Genomic DNA, 16,721 nt, shown 5'->3' with positions numbered 1-16,721 from the left:
GCGGCGGTCAGTACGCGCCGCGGCTGTTCAGCACGGCGCCGGCGGTCTTCCAGAGGATGGTGAGATCGGCGGCGAGCGACCAGTTCTCCACGTAGTAGAGGTCGAGTCGGATGCCGTCCTCCCAGCTCAGGTCGGACCGGCCACTGACCTGCCACAACCCGGTCATGCCGGGCTTCACCAGCAGCCGTCGAGCCACGTCACCGTCGTAGCGGGCCACCTCCGAGGGCAGCGGCGGGCGCGGCCCGACCAGGCTCATCTGGCCGAGCAGCACGTTTACCAGCTGCGGCAGCTCGTCCAGCGACCACTTGCGCAGCAGCCGACCGACCCGGGTCACCCGGGGGTCGTCGCGCATCTTGAACATCAGGCCGTCGGTCTCGTTGCGAGCTGCCAGCTCGGCGAGCAGCGCATCGGCGTTGACCACCATCGTCCGGAACTTGAAGACGCCGAACTCCTGACCGCCCCGACCCACCCGGACCTGCCGAAACAGCACCGGCCCCCGGCTGTCCAGTTTGATGGCCAACGCGATGACCGCGATCAGCGGCAGCAGCAGCGCCAACGCCAGCGACGACGCCGACCGGTCGACGAACCCCTTGACCAGCTTGCGCGCACCCCGGAACTCGGGCGCCTCGACGTGGATCAGGGGCAGCCCGGCGACCGGACGGGTGTGGATCCGCGGGCCGGCCACATCGGTAAGCGCGGGTGCCACGACGAGGTCGACGCCGGTCCCCTCCAGCTGCCAACCGAGCCGACGCAGTCGGGTCGCCGTCAGCTCACCCGAGGCGGTCACCGCGACGGTGTCCGCGCCGATCGCGGTGGCCGCCTCCGGGATGCCCCGGAACGATCCCACCACCGGCACGTCACCGAGCCGCTGCGCCACCGGCGCGAGCAGCGCGTCGGGGATGCACGCGCCGACCACCTGATAGCCGGCGTACGGCTCCCGGCGCAGGGTGTGCACCAACTCCAGGACGTGGGCCGTGTCGCCGACCACGAGCACCTTGCGGGACCAGCCGGCGCCCTTGGATCGGGCCCGGTGCAGGCGTTTGCGCACGACGAACCGGGTCACCTCCAGCCCGACGGTGCCCACCGCGAACGAGATGCCGAGGAAACCACGGGAGACGCCGACGTCGGCGATGTAGCCGGCGATGGCGATCGCGCCGGCCAGCCGCAGGCTCGCCGAGCTGACCCGTCGGTACTCGTCCGCCCCGTAGCCGACAACCCGGTCGTCGTAGCAGCCGAGCGCCTTGAGGGAGATCAGCCAGGCGAGGACCAACCCCGGGGCCACCAGCACGTACGGGATCTCGGAGCCCACCGGCTCGTCGTCACCGAACCGGCCGACGTACCCGATGAACAGCGCGATGATGAGGATGGTGGTGTCCAGCACGACCAGGACCCGGACGTAGGAACGTTCGTCGGCGCGCGCCACCAGCCCGCTGGGCGGACCTTCCGGCGTGGCCGAGGTGCTGGCGGGGGTCAACAGTGTCGCCGCGGTCACCGGCCCTCCCACTCTGCTCAGGACGGCCCCGGCCGACGAGTCGGGCCGGAGGCGGACGGACGATGCCGGAACACGTCGCCATCCTGCCTTGATAACTATGACGGCCGATTGCTTCCGACGTATTGCCGTCACTTTTCTTCAACCCGGCGGCCATAAAGGAACCCGCCGTAGCGCTGACGCGGTACGGCGGGTTCCTCCTGCTCGGCGGCCGGTCAGCGCGGCGCCGGGGGGCGGCGCGCGATGGCGGTGAGGAAGATGCTGCCGATCTCGCTCGGGTCCTTGGTGACGAAGACGTCGCCGCCGGTCACCTTGGTGATCGACTCCAGCTCGGTCTTGCTGACGCCCTCGCCGATACCGATCATGATGACCTGCACGGGCCGCTCCGGGTCGGCGATCTGCTTGAGCTTGGCGAGCAGCTGCTGCTGGTTGATGCCGTTGTCGTCCTCGTTCTTGCCGTCGGTGAACAGCACGATCGAGTTGACCCGGCCGGGCTGCCAGTCCTCCTGCACCGCCTGGTACGCGGCCAGCAGGGTGTCGTACAGGCCGGTGTCACCGCTGGACGGCTTGACGGTGGCGAGTGCGCCCTCCAACTGCGCCCGCTGGCCGGAGAGCGGCCCGATCGGGACCAGCTCCCGGTAGTCCCGGTTGCCGACCAGCTTGGTGGAGAAGGTCCACAGGCCGATGGACCAGGAGTCGTCGAAGAGCCCGAGGCCGCGGCGGGCCGCGTCCACGGTGACCTCCTCCCGGGTGCGGTTGTTGGCGCTGGGCACCCCGTTCTTCATCGAGCCGGAGACGTCGATGACGGCGAGCATCCGACCGGACTGGGTGGCGATCGACCAGCTCGAGACGACACGCTGTATGGCGGCAGGGTCCAGACCGCCCGCCGCGGTGCCGCCGGCCGCCGGGGCGGTCGACGCGCCGCCGGCCGGGCTCGGGGCACCCTGCGGCGCGTTGAAGCCGGCGCCCCAGTTGCCATCCGGACCGCGCAGCGACTGTGCCGCCAGGCGGTCGCGGAACTTGGGGGCGGTGAGCAGCTCGAACAGCACCTTCGCCGCGGCCGCCTTGGTCGGCTCGATGCCGGGCAGCACCGCGTACGGGTAGTCCAGCGGCATCGGGGCCGGCTCCAGGTAGAGCGCGGCGAGCGGCACCGGAGGCTTCTTGCTGTTGTAGGCGATCACGTCTTCTTCGGAGAGCGCCGCCGCACCGAGCGCGCTCGCGATGGACGTCGGGTCGGTGGCGGTCGGGAAGCGGGCCATCAGGTCGTTGCGGAGCGAGGAGCGACCCGTGGCCAGCGCCCGCAGCGCGCCGACGGTGTTGCGCTGGGCGTTCCCGCCCGCGCCGCTGGCCGCCGTGGTCAGCGAGAGCAGGCCGGACAGTCCGGCCGCGTCCCGGGTCGGCTCGACGATGCCGGTACGCAGCGGCTTGCTGCTGTTCACCTGCTTGAGCAGATCGGTCCAGGTGAACTTGGCGTTGGGCCAGCCCAGCCGCGTCGCCACCGGCTCGGGCATCGCCACGACGACGGGGCTGCGGGCGATGGAGGCGCCGTTGGTAGGCGCGAACGCCGTCGCGTCCTTCTTCAACCGCAGCAGCCAGGTCGAAGAGTCCGGCACCCAGACGTCCGGCGTGACGGCCGTGCCGCTGGCCTGCCCGACGCCGGCCAGCACGGCGCCGTGCTTCGCGGCCACCACGGCGGCCACGTCGACCGGGTCGGACGCCGAGACGTCAACCCGGATGCAGGTGGGGCCGACCGCGGCGCCGTCCTTGACCCACTGGGAGGCGGCGGCGTCCACCGCGGGCGCCAGCTCGGAGGCGACCGCCACGGCGAGTCGAATCTCCCCTGAACAACTGGGCTGGATCAGCTCCTTATAGCCGAACCAGACGCCGGTGGTGACGACGAGAACCGTCGCCGTCGCGGCGGCGGCTGCGAGGTGGAGTTTCGAACGCATGCGATGGCGGCCTGCTGACACGCTGACCATCTTGCGTATTAGGTGCCGTCTCTGCCACATCCGTTCGGACTAAAGTTACGCAGGAGCAACAGTTGATCACCGATTGCCAACAGAGGGTGACGAGCTGGCCCCACGGCGTTGCCAAATCGGTTTTCGCCTCACGTCCGGGCCCCGCCGCCTGAACGACGACTCAGGGCAGCACGCAGGTGGGGCTCGCCACCGGCACGGGCTCGCCGACCGGGGCCGGCACGCCTGTGCTCGCGTCCCGACGGAAGACCCGCACCATGTCCGCCCGCTCGTCGGCGACGTACAGGTGCTCCCCGATGAGCGCGAAGTGTCGCGGCCACTCACCACCGGTGTCCACTTCGGCCACCAGCTCGGGCAGCTCGCCGGTCAGGTGGAAGACGGCGATGGTGCCGACCCCCCGGTTGGCGACGTAGAGGAAACGGCCGTCCGGGTCGACCGCTACCTCCGACGGCTGGACGTGGCCCGCCCGCTCACTCGCCTCGACCCGCCCACGCTGGTGCAGCGCCCCGTCGTCGGTCAGCTCGTACGCGGTCACCGTGCCGTCCAGCTCGCCGACGAGATAGCAGCGCCGACCGTCGGGATGGCGGGCCAGGTGCCGGGGCCCGGCGCCGGGCGTCGTCCTCATCCGTGGACCGCGCGGCACCAGCCGCCCGCTCGCGCCATCGAGGTCGTACCGGTAGACCGAGTCGGTGCCGAGATCCACCGCCAGCAGCGGCTGTCGGCCCCGGCCCGGAGAGACCATGTGGGCGTGCGCCCGGTCCTGGCGCTCCGGGTCGGGGCCGTGCCCCTCGTGCACCACCAGATCGGTGCGCTCGCCGGGCACGCCCTGCGCGTCGAGCGGGAAGACCGCCACGCTGCCGCCGCCGTAGTTGGCCGCCACCAGGTGCTCACCGTCGGGCAGAACGGCCAGGTGACAGGGCTCGGCGCCGCCTGTCGACCGGCTGCCGAGGGCTTCCAGCGCGCCGTCCGGCCCGACCTGCCAGGCGCTGATCTCCCCGTCGGTCAACTCGTTGACCGCGTAGAGCACCGGACGCGTGGGGTGCCGCACGAGGAACGAGGGCGACGGCGTGACAGCCACCGTGCCGAGGGGAGTCAGGGACCCGGTCGCCGGGTCCCGGCGGGCGGCGACGATGCCGCTGCCCCGCCCGCCGCTCTGCGCCGTGTAACCCCCGATGTGGACGATCTCGCCCTGACCAGTCACGCTGCACCCCTCCGCCGGCATTCTCCGTAGATCCAACCAGAGCTGCCCACGAAGCCGACGCGCTAACCGGCTTTCCGCGGGCCGGATCGGCAGGCGGATCCCCGTCGGCACGGACGACACCCCGCCCGCCGCCCGCGCGGCGGAGCCGGCTCAGGCGGCCGGCACCGGCTCACCGCGCTGGCGGGCAACGTGCTCGACCAGGGAGATCAACACCAGCTTGCCGGACTGCCGGTCCCGGGCGTCGCAGAGCACCATCGGCACGTCCGGATCCAGGTCGAGCGCCCGGCGTACGGTTTCCAGGTCGAACCGACGGGCGTCCTCGAAGCAGTTCACACCCACCACGAACGGGATGCCACGCTGCTCGAAGTAGTCGATCGACGGGAAGCAGTCGGCGAGCCTCCGCGTGTCGGCGAGCACCACCGCGCCGAGGGCGCCGAAGGCCAACTCGTCCCAGAGGAACCAGAACCGGTCCTGGCCCGGGGTGCCGAACAGGTACACCTGGAGGTCGTCGTTGATGGTGATCCGGCCGAAGTCCATCGCCACCGTGGTGGTCGACTTGCCCTCCACCCCGGAGGTGTCGTCGGTGCCGAGCCCGGCGTCGGTCAGCACCTCCTCGGTCTGCAACGGTCGAACCTCGCTCAACGCGCTCACAAGCGTCGTCTTGCCGGCGCCGAAGCCTCCAGCGATGAGGATCTTCAGTGCCAGCGGGACGGTGACCGAGGTGCCCGCCTGGTCATAGCGCACGGAGTCCACTGACCACCGCCTTGAGGATGTCGTCGTCGGGAAGGTCGCTGCCGGCCGGCGGCTCGTGCACCGCGACCAGCCCCTGGGCGAGGAGGTCGCCGAGCAGCACCCGGATCACTCCGACCGCGAGGTCCAGCTCGGCCGCCAGCTCGGCCACCGACACCGGCCGACCGGCCAGCGTGACCAGCCGCCGATGCTCCGGCGGTAGCTGCGGGTGGGCCGCCAGGTCGAGGTCCGCGCCGGCCAGCACGAACGCGACCAGGTCGAACCCGTCGACGGCCGAGCGCACCCGGCCGCCGGTGAGCGTGTACGGGCGGACCACCGGGCCCGCGTCGCCGTCCAGCCACTCGTGCTGGGGGCCGGGCGGCTCAGTCCGCATCACCGGCATCCGTCGCCGGTCGGGCGGCGGCGGTGAGGTTCTCCCCCACCCGAATGACGAGCATCGCCATCTCGTACGCGACCAGGCCGATGTCGGCGTCGGCATCGCTCACCACGGCCAGGCAGGCACCCTGCCCGGCGGCGGTGACGAAGAGGTACGCCGCCTCCATCTCCACCACGGTCTGCCGGACCGGACCACCGTCCACGTGTCGGCTCGCACCCCGGGCCAGGCTGGAAAAGCCGGCGGCCAGCGCGCAGAGGTGCTCGGCGTCGGAGCGCTCCAGCTCGGCCGAGGCGCCGAGCAGCAGCCCGTCGGCGGAGAGCACCACGGCCTCCCGGGCGGCCGGTACGCGTTGCACCAGCTCGTCGAGCAACCAGTCCAGGCTGTCGCTCTGCTTCGTCGTTTGCCGCACTAGGCGTCCCTCTCAGTCGCGGTCGGAGGTTCGGAGGCCGTCGGAGGCGCCGGAGCCGGGCCAGCCGCGGCCGGGGTCGCATCCGGCCGGCTCGCCGGGACGGCCGTGCCGGGCGCGTCGCCCCGCGCGGCCGAGCCCGGGGCGACGACTGTGGCCCTGCCGCGGGCTGTGCCGGCCTGGAGGGCCGCCATGACCCGGCGGACCTCCTCCGGCGATCGGGGCGTCGGCGCGTCGGCGACGGTGGACCGGGGCAGGGCCGTCGGGGTACGCCGTCGCACCCGGCGGGGCAGCCCCTCCAGGTCGTCCGTCGTTCCGTCGGACGGCGACTCGCCGTCGACTACCGACGCATCGGCACCCGGGCGGTCGGGCTGCGGGCCGGTGGGCAGGGCGAGGGTGGGCAGGTCATCGGTCGCGATCGCGGCCGCGCTGGTGCGGCCGGCGCGGGGCCGGGGCACGGCGCCTCGGCGCGCGGGTCGGGCCAGACGCCTGTCGCTGGGCGCGGCGGCCAGCGTGGCGGGGTCGGGGCCGGCCGGCGGCTCGGTGGTGACCAGGTCCGTGGGGATCAGCACCACCGCGGTGACGCCGCCCGCCTCGGAGGGCCGCAGCCGTACGCGGACGGCGTGCCGGGCGGCCAGCCGGGCCACCACGAACAGGCCGAGTCGGGCGCTCTGCGCCGGATCGAACTCGGGCGAGCTGGCCAGCCGGGTGTTGGCGCTCTCCACCGCGGCGGCGGACATCCCCAGCCCCTGGTCGGTGACCTCCAGGACGTACCCGTTGGCCACCTGCTCCCCGGTGATGGTCACCCGGGTGTCCGGTGGGGAGAACGCTGTGGCGTTCTCGACCAGCTCGGCGAGCAGGTGGATGATGTCGCCGACCGCCCGGCCCAGCACGCCGACCGGCTGCACGCTGGCGATGTCCACCCGGTCGTACGCCTCGACCTCGCTGATCGCGCCGCGGACCAGGTCGACCATCGCGACCGGGTTGCGCCACCCGCGACCCGGCGCGGACCCGGCGAGGATGACCAGGTCCTCGGCGTGCCGGCGGAGCCGGGTCGCCAGGTGATCCACCTGGAACAGTTCGGCCAGCTCGTCCGGGTCCTCGGCGCGACGCTCCATCCGGTCCAGCAGGTGCAGCTGCCTGTGCACCAGGCCCTGGCTGCGCCGGGCGATGTTGAGGAACACCTCGTTGAGCCCCCGACGCAGGGTGACCTCGTCCACGGCGGCCTGGACGGCGGTGCGCTGCACCTCGGTGAAGGCTCGTCCGACCTCGCCGATCTCGTCGTTGCCGTACTCCAGGGGTGGGGCCTCCCGGGCGACGTCGACCTGCTCGCCGCGACGCAGTCGGGTCACCACGTCCGGCAGTCGGTGCTCGGCCAACTCCAGGGCGACGGTACGGACCCCGCTGAGTCGCCGGACCAGGGTGCGGCCGACCCGCAGCGCCACCAGCACGGAGACCACCACGGCGGCGAGCCCGAGCACCCCGGCGGCGGCCAGCCGGACCAGGATCCAGACGGCCATCGGCACCGAACGGTCGGTGAGCCCGTCGGCCTCGGCCAGCTCGAAGTCGCGCAACTGCTGCTGTACGGCGTCGTGGCTGGCCTGCCACGACGCCGCGTCCACAGGTGGCCGACCGGACCTGTTCGCCCCGATCAACGCGTCCTGCATGGCGCGCAGACTGGTGAACGCCGGCCCCTCGGTCAGTCGCTGGTACGCGGCGCGCCCGGCCTCGGGCAGGTCGGCCACCGCGCTCTCGGTGAGCCACCGCTGGTTGCCGATGGCCTGCACGAGAAGGGCGTGCTCCCCCTCGGCGAACTTTCCGGCGGTCAGCACGCCGGCCAGCATGGCGTCGGTCTGGCCGAGCAGCTCCCGGGAACGGCCCAGTGAGGTGAGGGCCAGCGCCTGTCGGTTGATGGCCGGATCGCTCAGGTTCGCCATCGCGGAGAACGCCTGGAAGGCCGCCGAGACCATGCCGCTGTAGAGGCCGAGGGCGCCGGCGCGGTCCATCAGACCGTCGTCGATGAAGTCCCGACCGGTCGGCAGCGCCGCCAGGGCGGCGACCAGCCGGTCGATCCGGTCCTCCAACAGGTCGTCGGCGGCGTCGCGCAACGCCTCTCCGTCGACCCGGCGACGCAGCTCGGCGACCGCCCGATCGGTACGCTGGCGCTGCTCGGTCAGGGCGGGCAGTTCGGTGGTGCCGGCGAGCTGCACCACCGACAGCCGACGCTCCCGTTGCAGCTCGGTGACGACGGCCTCGCCGGGGCGGCCCAGGTCGTACAGCAGGGTGCGCGCGGAGAGCAGGTTGAGGGCGGGGCCGAACGTCAGCGTCGTCGCGAAGATCCACAGCGCGAGGAGCGCGGTCACCGGAGCGACGACCAACGCGGTCAGCTTCGAGCGGATCGGCCAGTCGCGGGTTCTCAATCAGACCTCGCCCGTACAGGGGTGGCAGGAGGGGCGCCGGCACCGCCGGGCAACGCGCTCGCCGGTCGCGCACCCGGTCGTCAGGCCGGGCACCGGCGCGGGCGCCTTGGGCAGGATACGTAATCGCGCCCGGTTGCACTACCGCCCGTCGCGCCGACATCGACGCTGCGACATGCGCGTCCACCGGCACGACGGAGCCCGTCGTGCCTCACCACCCAGGGGTGTCATCTGGAATGAGTCAGGTTTTCGCCGGTATGTGGCGACAGCGGATCGGGATCGGCGAGGAAAGTGCCCCGGATCGGGATTGGCGATCAGTGCGGGGAGGGAATACCAGGTGACGAAGGAGGAGCCATGTCGCCCACGCAGATAATCGTCATCGTGCTCGTCGTGCTGGTGATCGTCGCGGCGCTCGCCGTGGCCGTCCGGACGATCGGCCGTCGCCGCGCGCTGCGCAGCCGGTTCGGGCCGGAGTACGACCGGGTGGTGCAGGAGCAGGACAGCCGGTCCGCCGCGGAGCGCGAGCTGCGCGACCGGGAACGCCGGCACGCCGAGCTCACGCTCACCCCGCTCAGCCCGGAGTCCCGGGCCCGTTACGCCGCCGCCTGGGAAGAGCTCCAGATCCGCTTCATCGACTCGCCGAGCGAGACCGTGGGCGACGCGGACGAACTGGTCACCCGGCTCATCGAGGAGCAGGGCTACCCCACCGGGGACTTCTCCGACCAGATCGCCCACCTCTCCGTCGAGCATGCCCGCACGCTGACGAACTACCGGGACGCGCACGAGATCCACCTGCGCAACTCCCGGGGGGAGGCGAGCACCGAGGAGCTGCGCCAGGCGGTCGTGCACTACCGGGCCCTCTTCGCCGACCTGCTCGGTGAGGAGCCGGTCGGTCAGCGCACGCCCGAACAGGGTTCCCACCCGGACACTCCGCACGACGCCACGAGCCGCTGAGGAGGCCACCGATGCGCCACGAAGAGCAGCAGGTGAGCAACGACCATCCGGAGGCTGTCCGGTCCGCCCCGGTGCCGGTGCCGCCGACCGGTGACCGGGCCGCCAGCTCGGACGTACCCGAGGATGCCCTGGACGACCGGGGCACGTTCGACGACCCGACCACCGACCACGAGCGCGCCAACGGCACCGACCCGGGCGCTCTGCACGACCGGGCCGACGACGACCGGGCCGACGACGACCGGATTGCCGCCGACGACCGCGCCGACAGCGGGTGGGCCGACGACCAGCGGGGCGAGGACACCGAGCGCCCGAACCGGCCCGACGACGAGGGTGGCTTCCACGAGCCGGGGCCGCTCCCGACCGCGTTCGGCGCCACCACGGTGGCCGACGCGGTGGCGGCGTCGGCGCTGGCGAGCCCGTACCCGCAGGACCAGCCGGACCCGCGGGCCGAGCGGACCGCCCAACCGGGCGACGGCGCCGAGGACGGCGAGCGGGAGGGTCTGCGCGCCGACCCCACCGCTGAGCTGCACCGCCGCGACGGCGGCCCGGAGACCGACCGGGACGCCGCGCCGGCAACCGACGAGGCCGCCGGCCTGGACGTCGACGACCGGCGAGCGGACACCGACACGGGTTCACGGACCGTCGTCGCCGCGGACAGCACGGACGGCGCGGCCGAGCGGCGCGGCGACCTGACCGACTGGGCCGGCGATCCGGACGCGGCGACCGCGGGCGCGGCCGGCTACGGCAGCGCGTCGCCGGAGATGGTCGACCCGGACGCCGACGCCGAACCGGTCACCACCGAGGCCACCGGTGCCTCGCTGGAGTCCGCCGGGACGTCGCGGCCCGCCGGTTCGACAGTCGCCGCCGAGCCGGCAACGCTCCTCGACGGGGACACCGCGCAGGGTTTCCGGGACCGCTGGCGGGACGTGCAGCTGCGTTTCGTCGACGATCCGCATGCTGCGGCCGGCGAGGCGCAGGCCCTGGTCGAGGAGGCCATCCAGGCTCTCGCCTCGGCACTGGCCGCGCAGAAGAACACCCTGGGCGGGTGGCAGGACGCCGGTTCGGCAGACACCGAGCAGTTGCGGATGGCCGTCCGCAACTACCGGGACTTCCTGGACCGCGTACTGGGTCGCTGAGGCGACACGATCGAGAGGGCGCTCCGGCTTACCGGCCGGGGCGCCCTTCGGCGTCCTGACGGGTGACGCACACCGTCGGCCGAGCCGCGCGAGGGGGCGCGAACGCGCCGCTTCGGACGCGTAGGCGTGAAACCTCGCGTAGTGGGTAATACGGCGCGCGCACGAAACCAGTGCCAACGTCGGGACGAGGGGTGACGGGATGGACGGCGGCGGTCTGCGGCTCAATATGAACGGGCTGGACTACCTGATTCTTGCGCTGTACTTCGTCACAGTCCTCGGGGTCGGCTTCGCCGCCCGGCGGGCGATCCGGACCAGCGTCGACTTCTTCCTCTCCGGCCGCTCCCTGCCCGCCTGGGTGACGGGCCTCGCGTTCGTCTCGGCGAACCTGGGGGCGCTGGAGATCATCGGCATGGCGGCGAACGGCGCCCAGTACGGCGTCATGACGGTCCACTACTACTGGATCGGCGCGGTGCCGGCGATGGTCTTCCTGGGCATCGTGATGATGCCCTTCTACTACGGTTCCAAGGTCCGCAGCGTGCCCGAGTACCTTCGGCTGCGCTTCAACCGACCGACCCACCTGCTGAACGCGCTCAGCTTCGCCGTCGCCCAGGTGCTGATCGCCGGCGTCAACCTCTACGCGCTGGCCCTGGTCATGCAGGCGCTGCTCGGCTGGCCGCTCTGGACCGCGATCGTGGTGGGCGCGGCGATCGTGCTGGCGTACATCACCATCGGTGGTCTGTCCGGGGCGATCTACAACGAGGTGCTCCAGTTCTTCGTCATCCTGGCCGGCCTCATTCCGGTCACCGTGATCGGCCTGGTCAAGGTCGGCGGGGTGAGCGGACTGATGGACGCGGTCCGCGACTCGAAGCTCGGCGAGGCGGGTCTGCACGCCTGGCAGGACACCGGCAGCACCGACAACCCACTCGGCGCGCAGTGGCTCGGCATCGTGTTCGGCCTCGGCTTCGTGCTCTCGTTCGGCTACTGGACGACGAACTTCGCCGAGGTGCAGCGCGCGCTGTCGGCGAAGAACATGAGCGCCGCCCGGCGTACGCCGATCATCGCCGCGTACCCGAAGTTGTTCATCCCCCTGGTCACGATCATCCCGGGCCTGGTGGCCCTGGTGACGGTGAAGGGGCTCGGCGCGGACAAGGGCGACCTGCAGTACAACAACGCGATCCCGCTGCTGATGCGGGATCTGCTGCCCAACGGCGTGCTCGGGGTGGCGGTCACCGGCCTGCTCGCCTCGTTCATGGCCGGCATGGCGGCCAACGTGAGTGGTTTCAACACCGTCTTCACGTACGACATCTGGCAGGCGTACGTCCGCCGCGGCAGGTCCGACGAGTACTACCTGCGGATCGGTCGGTGGGCGACTGTCGCCGCTGTGGTGATCGGCATCGGGACGGCGTTCATCGCGTCCGGCTTCAGCAACATCATGAACTACATCCAGGCGCTCTTCTCGCTGTTCAACGCGCCGCTGTTCGCCACGTTCATCATCGGCATGTTCTGGAAGCGGATGAGCGCGCTGGCCGGCTTCTGGTCGCTGCTGCTGGGCACGCTGGCCTCGCTGGCGACCTACCTGCTCTACAAGGGCGGCGTGATCGGCTTCAACTCCGACCTGGAGGAGAGCTTCTGGGGCGCCGGCATCGCGTTCGTCACCGTGGCGGTGGTCGCCGCGATCCTCACCCCGCTCACCACCGCGAAGCGCGACGAGGAACTGCGCGGGCTGGTCTACGGGCTGGGCGGCGTCGACCTGAAGGGTGACGTGCTCGCCGGCGACGCCGTCTGGTACCGCTCCCCCGTGCTGCTCGGCGTGATCGCGGTCGCGCTCGCCGCCCTCTTCTACATCCCGGTCTTCTAGAAAGGAGTCGGCAGATGAGCAACGACGGCAAGCCGGCGCAGGACCCGCTGATCGACGAGACGCAGGCCGAGGAGCGCCGCTCCGCCGCCGCCCGACTGTTCGACATCCGTCGGGTGATCGGTGGCCTCTTCGTGGCGTACGGGATCATCGTGTCGCTTATCGGCGTCTTCGACAGCCGGGCCGAGATCGACAAGGCCGAGGGCGTCCGCATCAACCTGTGGGCAGGTCTGGTGATGCTCGCCTTCGGCCTGCTGATGCTGCTCTGGCAGTGGGTGCGCCCGGCCGAGGCGCCGAACCCGAACGAGCAGCAGCCCGACAGCTGACGCCAGGCCCGCCGCCGGCGCCGTCCCCGCGGGCGGCGCCGGCGCGCGCATGGGCGCGGACGCACGGGGTACGCCAGGGGGATCAGGCAACGTGTCGGACACAGGAGGCAGCACCATGACCGATCGCGACCGCCGACCGCCGCTGGAGGAGAGCCCGCAAACGGCAGCTGCGGTGGACGACGACAGCACCGTCCCGCAGTTGCGGACCGGGGGCGGGCCCGACCGTGACACGCCTACCTTCACCGAGCCCCGCGACCGGCCGGAGGACCTCGCTCCGGACACCGACGACCTGATCGGGGACCCGTACGGCGCCGGCACCGGCGCGACCGGAACGGGCACCGGCGCTGGCGGCGACAACATCCGTACCGGGGCGGAGCAGCCCTGGGAGCCGGAGGACCTGGTGATGGCCCGCGGCCAGGACCTCACCCCGGAGAACCTGGACAAGGCCCGCCGCGACCTGGCCGAGCAGGGCCGCGCGGCGATCGAGCGCATCGTGCCCTGAACCGGGTACGGAACGGGGGTGGGGTCCCCGGTCCGACCGTGACGGTCGGACCGGGGACCCCGGGGGAACCTGCCGCCGGCAGTGCCTCACCTACTGCCGGCGGCGGGTTGGTGCGTGAGCTACCCGCTCAGAGAGCCGGGTAGGCGTTGCGCATGAGCTCCTGGAACTGCGCGGAGAACCACGCTCCGGAGATCGGGGCGTCCGGCAGGGCGCCCGACGGGTTGTTGCCGTTGCGGGCGTTGCCGCCGTACGTCGGGTCACACATCCGGTCGAAGCCCTTGCCCTCGTTGTTCGGGATCTCCTTGCTGGAGCCGTCCGACTCGCCCGGGGGCTTCACCCAGACGTACGCGTCGATGCCCGTCGCCGGGTTCGCCCGCGGCCGCTCGCCGAGACCGGCACCGGCCTGGTTGCACCAGTTGCCGGCGTGGGCCCGGCGGTCGATCCGACCACCGTTGACGTACGTGTCCACGCTGGTGGTCGCACCCGGGCCGGTCGGCCGGGCGGAGCCACCCCAACCGTTGCGGGACGTGTCGATCAGCATGCCGATGTTGGAGTTGAAGCCCACCGAGATCAGCTTGCTACGGAACGCCTGGGCGAAGGACAGCTCGTCGACGTAGAAGTTCCAGTCGATCCACTTGGACTGCCGTACCGTCTGGCCGTTCACGTTGTCGGTGACCTTGAAGTACGGCTCCGTGAGCGCCGAGTAGTTCGCGGTGTTGGTGATGAACCCGTGAACGTTGTTGACAGTGCTGCCGGAGGCGACCGCGGCGGTCTTCAGGATGTCGGCGGTCGGGCCGAAGTTGGAGTCCCAGCCGAGCCAGCCGTGGTGACCGGCGTCGATGTAGTTGTAGACGTTACCGATCGCGCCCAGCTTGGCGAGGGCGTAGCCGACACCGTTGACGTACGCGCCGTTGGCCTTGACCGTGTCGCACATGACCGTGCCGCCGGGCTGACCCGAGGTGTTGGTCACGATGTTCGGCAGCGAGTCGATCTCGATGACGTTGATGATCCGGATGTTCCGGTACTTCGAGTCGGACTGGATCGCCGCGATCGGGTCGATGTACTCGGCCTTGTACCGGGGAAGCTCGTCCGGGCCCAGCTCACCGTTCGAGGAGAGCGCGGAGCAGTCACGGCCGGGCAGGTTGTAGATCACGAACTGGATGTAGCCGGCGCCCTGGCGCAGTGCCTCGTCCAGGTGCTCCCGCACACCGAACGCACCGTTCGAGCTGCTGTTCGGAGTGCCGTTGATGGCGGCGATCCGGTCCAGCCAGACGGCGGTGGGGTTGTTGGAGACGCGGCTTCCACCCGGCTCGGCGTCCGCCTTGGCCTTCCACTCCGGGTTCACGTAGCCCTTCACACCGGCGTACGGGTTGTCGACCTTGGTGCCCGGAGGGGGCGTGGTCGGCGGGGCCGTGGTCGGCGGAGCCGTCGTGGGCGGGGCCGTGGTCGGCGGGGCCGTGGTCGGCGGGGCCGTGGTGGGCGGAGCCGTGGTGGGGTTACCGCCGCCACCGTTGCAGACCACGCCGTTGAGGGTGAACGAGGTCGGCTTCGGGTTGCTGCCGCTCCAGGCGCCGTTGAAGCCCAGGGTGGTCGACGCGCCGGTCGCGAGGCTGCCGTTGTAGGACAGGCTGCGGGCGGTGACCTGGCTGCCGGACTGGCTGAACTCGGCCGACCAGCCCTGCTGCACCCGCTGGCTGGAGTTGGGGAACGTCCAGCCCAGCGTCCAGCCATTGATCGGGTCGCCGAGGTTCTTGATGCTGATGTTGGCGGTGAAGCCACCCTGCCAGTCGTTGGTCGTGTACGCGATGTCGCACTGCGTCGCGGCCTGCGCCGCGGTGACCGGGATCGTCACCAGCCCGCCGGCGACCAGGACACCCGCCCCGGCGAGCGCCAGGGTCCGGCGTGGGCCGGACAGCCTTCTCCACACATTCATGCCACTGATCTCCTTGGGCGAGACCGGGCTCACGTACGGCCCGGCGAGACGGCCCGGTAGGTGTCCTGCACGGACGGCCTCCGGCGCCACGGGATTCATTGGGGGGTGCCCGACCCGGACGGGCGGTGGTGGTGGTGGTGATTGGCCGGCGCGAGGCCGACCGATGACGGCCGGTTGTCGTCCGGCGAACCGGATGCCCTCGACGCCCTGCCTGCGCGGTGTGGCTCCCCGAACCGCGTGCGCCGATTCTTGCATGGGAGCGCTTCCATGGCAATGGCTCGATGCGCGGCCCACCCTCAACTCGGACGATACCCCCGGCCGGCGCGAGCGGCACCCGCCGCGCGTTACCGGATGAGCCCTGCGGGTCGAGCACTGCCGGTCGGCAACACCGCCTGTCGCCCGCAACGGTGCGCAGTGCCTGAGACGGCACCGCGAGCGGGAGAAAGCCGCGTAACACCCCATCGCCGCTTACCACCAGCAAAGGTCAAAACGCGAATCTTTCACTTCATAAGTCATGAAACCGTCTAACGTCGGTCTTAGCTCGGTTGTCGCCGGGCTCAGGACAACAGGGATGGAGTGACGCAGGTCATGGCTAAGAAGATGCTCGGGAAGGTCGTTGCGGGCGCCGCACTCGGTGGCGCGTCGCTCCTGGTGTTCGCGCCGGGGATCGCGTTCGCTGACGGGCACCACGACGAGGACGGCAAGGTCTACGCCAAGCCGCACGTCGTGAAGGCCGGCGACGAGGTCAAGCTCCTCGAGATCTGCCCGGATCGGCAGGAGCACGCGTACGTGTGGTCCAAGGTCACCGGCAAGGTCAAGCTCAAGCCGGCACGGGACGACCGGGGCGAGGACCGCGGCGAGTGGAGCGAGGAGGAGGACTCCTACGACCACGACGACAAGGGCAAGGACGAGCACGGCAAGGACGACAAGGGCGACGAGCAGGGCAAGGACGAGCACGGCAAGGACGACGACAAGTCCAAGGACGAGCAGGGCAAGGACGACAAGTCCAAGGACGAGCAGGGCAAGGACGACAAGGACGCCCAGCCCGGCGGCCAGGGCGGCGGCGCTGCCGCTGACGCCTACGGCGACGAGGACAGCAAGGACTGGAAGGGCGAGGAGCACGCCCAGGACGCGGACGACAGCGACGAGGGCAAGAAGGACTGGGAGTCCAAGGACGAAGGCAGCAAGGGCTGGGAGTCCAAGGACGAGCACGGCTCCAAGGACGAGCACGGCTCCGACGAGGGCGACGAGTACGGCTCGGACAAGGGCTGGGAGTCCAAGGACGACGACAGCAAGAGCTGGGAATCCAAGGACGAGCACGGCTCCAAGGACGAGCACGGCTCCGACGAGGGCGACGAGTACGGCTCCGACAAGGGCTGGGAGTCCAAGGACGACGAACG

Annotated in this window: 13 protein-coding genes and 1 pseudogene; 6 read left to right on the top strand and 8 right to left on the bottom strand. The window is 71.3% G+C overall.

Annotation, left to right across the window (positions count from 1 at the left end; genetic code table 11):
- Nucleotides 1-7 precede the first annotated feature (7 nt).
- From ACGFIE_RS26660 to ACGFIE_RS26630, 7 genes are all read right to left on the bottom strand, one after another.
- Nucleotides 8-1,492 (bottom strand): sugar transferase, encoded by a 1,485-nt coding sequence (locus ACGFIE_RS26660; RefSeq protein ID WP_393299520.1) that lies wholly within the window; start codon nucleotides 1,490-1,492, stop codon nucleotides 8-10.
- A 212-nt stretch (nucleotides 1,493-1,704) separates the two neighbouring features.
- Nucleotides 1,705-3,459: a substrate-binding domain-containing protein gene (locus ACGFIE_RS26655; protein ID WP_393299518.1), complete on the bottom strand. Its 1,755-nt coding sequence runs from the start codon at nucleotides 3,457-3,459 to the stop codon at nucleotides 1,705-1,707.
- 169 nt (nucleotides 3,460-3,628) lie between these two features.
- On the bottom strand, nucleotides 3,629-4,666 hold the full coding sequence (locus tag ACGFIE_RS26650; RefSeq protein WP_393299515.1) for a lactonase family protein: 1,038 nt from the start codon (nucleotides 4,664-4,666) through the stop codon (nucleotides 3,629-3,631).
- A gap of 150 nt (nucleotides 4,667-4,816) precedes the next feature.
- Nucleotides 4,817-5,419: an ATP/GTP-binding protein gene (locus tag ACGFIE_RS26645; protein WP_363679783.1), complete on the bottom strand. Its 603-nt coding sequence runs from the start codon at nucleotides 5,417-5,419 to the stop codon at nucleotides 4,817-4,819.
- Nucleotides 5,400-5,789 (bottom strand): DUF742 domain-containing protein, encoded by a 390-nt coding sequence (locus tag ACGFIE_RS26640; RefSeq protein ID WP_393299513.1) that lies wholly within the window; start codon nucleotides 5,787-5,789, stop codon nucleotides 5,400-5,402. Before ACGFIE_RS26640 ends, ACGFIE_RS26645 begins: the two co-directional genes overlap by 20 nt.
- Nucleotides 5,779-6,201, bottom strand: a complete 423-nt coding sequence (locus ACGFIE_RS26635) for a roadblock/LC7 domain-containing protein (RefSeq protein ID WP_363679787.1) — start codon at nucleotides 6,199-6,201, stop codon at nucleotides 5,779-5,781. The genes ACGFIE_RS26640 and ACGFIE_RS26635 overlap by 11 nt, the downstream gene beginning before the upstream one ends.
- Complete coding sequence (locus tag ACGFIE_RS26630) at nucleotides 6,201-8,618, bottom strand: nitrate- and nitrite sensing domain-containing protein (protein WP_393299510.1); 2,418 nt, start codon at nucleotides 8,616-8,618, stop codon at nucleotides 6,201-6,203. The genes ACGFIE_RS26635 and ACGFIE_RS26630 overlap by 1 nt, the downstream gene beginning before the upstream one ends.
- Nucleotides 8,619-8,969: 351 nt before the next feature.
- On the opposite strand from ACGFIE_RS26630, the gene ACGFIE_RS26625 reads away from it, so the two are divergent.
- From ACGFIE_RS26625 to ACGFIE_RS26605, 5 genes are all read left to right on the top strand, one after another.
- Nucleotides 8,970-9,569 (top strand): hypothetical protein, encoded by a 600-nt coding sequence (locus ACGFIE_RS26625; RefSeq protein WP_363679791.1) that lies wholly within the window; start codon nucleotides 8,970-8,972, stop codon nucleotides 9,567-9,569.
- Between the two features lie 11 nt (nucleotides 9,570-9,580).
- Nucleotides 9,581-10,705, top strand: a complete 1,125-nt coding sequence (locus ACGFIE_RS26620; RefSeq protein WP_393299507.1) for a hypothetical protein — start codon at nucleotides 9,581-9,583, stop codon at nucleotides 10,703-10,705.
- Between the two features lie 199 nt (nucleotides 10,706-10,904).
- Nucleotides 10,905-12,563 carry a sodium:solute symporter family protein gene (locus ACGFIE_RS26615; RefSeq protein WP_393299504.1) on the top strand — a complete coding sequence of 553 codons (1,659 nt, stop codon included), beginning with the start codon at nucleotides 10,905-10,907 and terminating at the stop codon, nucleotides 12,561-12,563.
- 14 nt (nucleotides 12,564-12,577) lie between these two features.
- Nucleotides 12,578-12,886, top strand: a complete 309-nt coding sequence (locus ACGFIE_RS26610; protein ID WP_393299502.1) for a hypothetical protein — start codon at nucleotides 12,578-12,580, stop codon at nucleotides 12,884-12,886.
- Nucleotides 12,887-13,001: 115 nt separating this feature from the next.
- Complete coding sequence (locus ACGFIE_RS26605; RefSeq protein WP_363679799.1) at nucleotides 13,002-13,388, top strand: hypothetical protein; 387 nt, start codon at nucleotides 13,002-13,004, stop codon at nucleotides 13,386-13,388.
- Nucleotides 13,389-13,515: 127 nt separating this feature from the next.
- On the opposite strand, the gene ACGFIE_RS26600 is transcribed toward ACGFIE_RS26605, so the two are convergent.
- Nucleotides 13,516-15,321, bottom strand: coding sequence for a glycoside hydrolase family 6 protein (locus tag ACGFIE_RS26600; RefSeq protein ID WP_393299499.1), 1,806 nt, complete (start codon nucleotides 15,319-15,321; stop codon nucleotides 13,516-13,518).
- A gap of 588 nt (nucleotides 15,322-15,909) precedes the next feature.
- Here ACGFIE_RS26600 and ACGFIE_RS26595 point away from each other — a divergent pair.
- Nucleotides 15,910-16,721 (top strand): annotated as a pseudogene (locus ACGFIE_RS26595) (hypothetical protein); the annotation flags it as partial.

This window comes from Micromonospora sp. NPDC049275 (genome assembly GCF_043197115.1).
Classification (GTDB): Bacteria; Actinomycetota; Actinomycetes; order Mycobacteriales; family Micromonosporaceae; genus Micromonospora.
The sequence above is the reverse complement of the archived record's forward strand: the minus strand, read 5'-3'. Positions and strand labels throughout refer to the sequence as shown.

Bases quoted from the DNA above. Each gene is read 5' to 3' on its own strand.
- ACGFIE_RS26640 (WP_393299513.1), bottom strand. From the start codon at position 5,789: ATGCGGACTGAGCCGCCCGGCCCCCAGCACGAGTGGCTGGACGGCGAC.
- ACGFIE_RS26625 (WP_363679791.1), top strand. From the start codon at position 8,970: ATGTCGCCCACGCAGATAATCGTCATCGTGCTCGTCGTGCTGGTGATC.
- ACGFIE_RS26620 (WP_393299507.1), top strand. From the start codon at position 9,581: ATGCGCCACGAAGAGCAGCAGGTGAGCAACGACCATCCGGAGGCTGTC.
- ACGFIE_RS26615 (WP_393299504.1), top strand. From the start codon at position 10,905: ATGGACGGCGGCGGTCTGCGGCTCAATATGAACGGGCTGGACTACCTG.
- ACGFIE_RS26610 (WP_393299502.1), top strand. From the start codon at position 12,578: ATGAGCAACGACGGCAAGCCGGCGCAGGACCCGCTGATCGACGAGACG.
- ACGFIE_RS26605 (WP_363679799.1), top strand. From the start codon at position 13,002: ATGACCGATCGCGACCGCCGACCGCCGCTGGAGGAGAGCCCGCAAACG.
- ACGFIE_RS26600 (WP_393299499.1), bottom strand. From the start codon at position 15,321: ATGAATGTGTGGAGAAGGCTGTCCGGCCCACGCCGGACCCTGGCGCTC.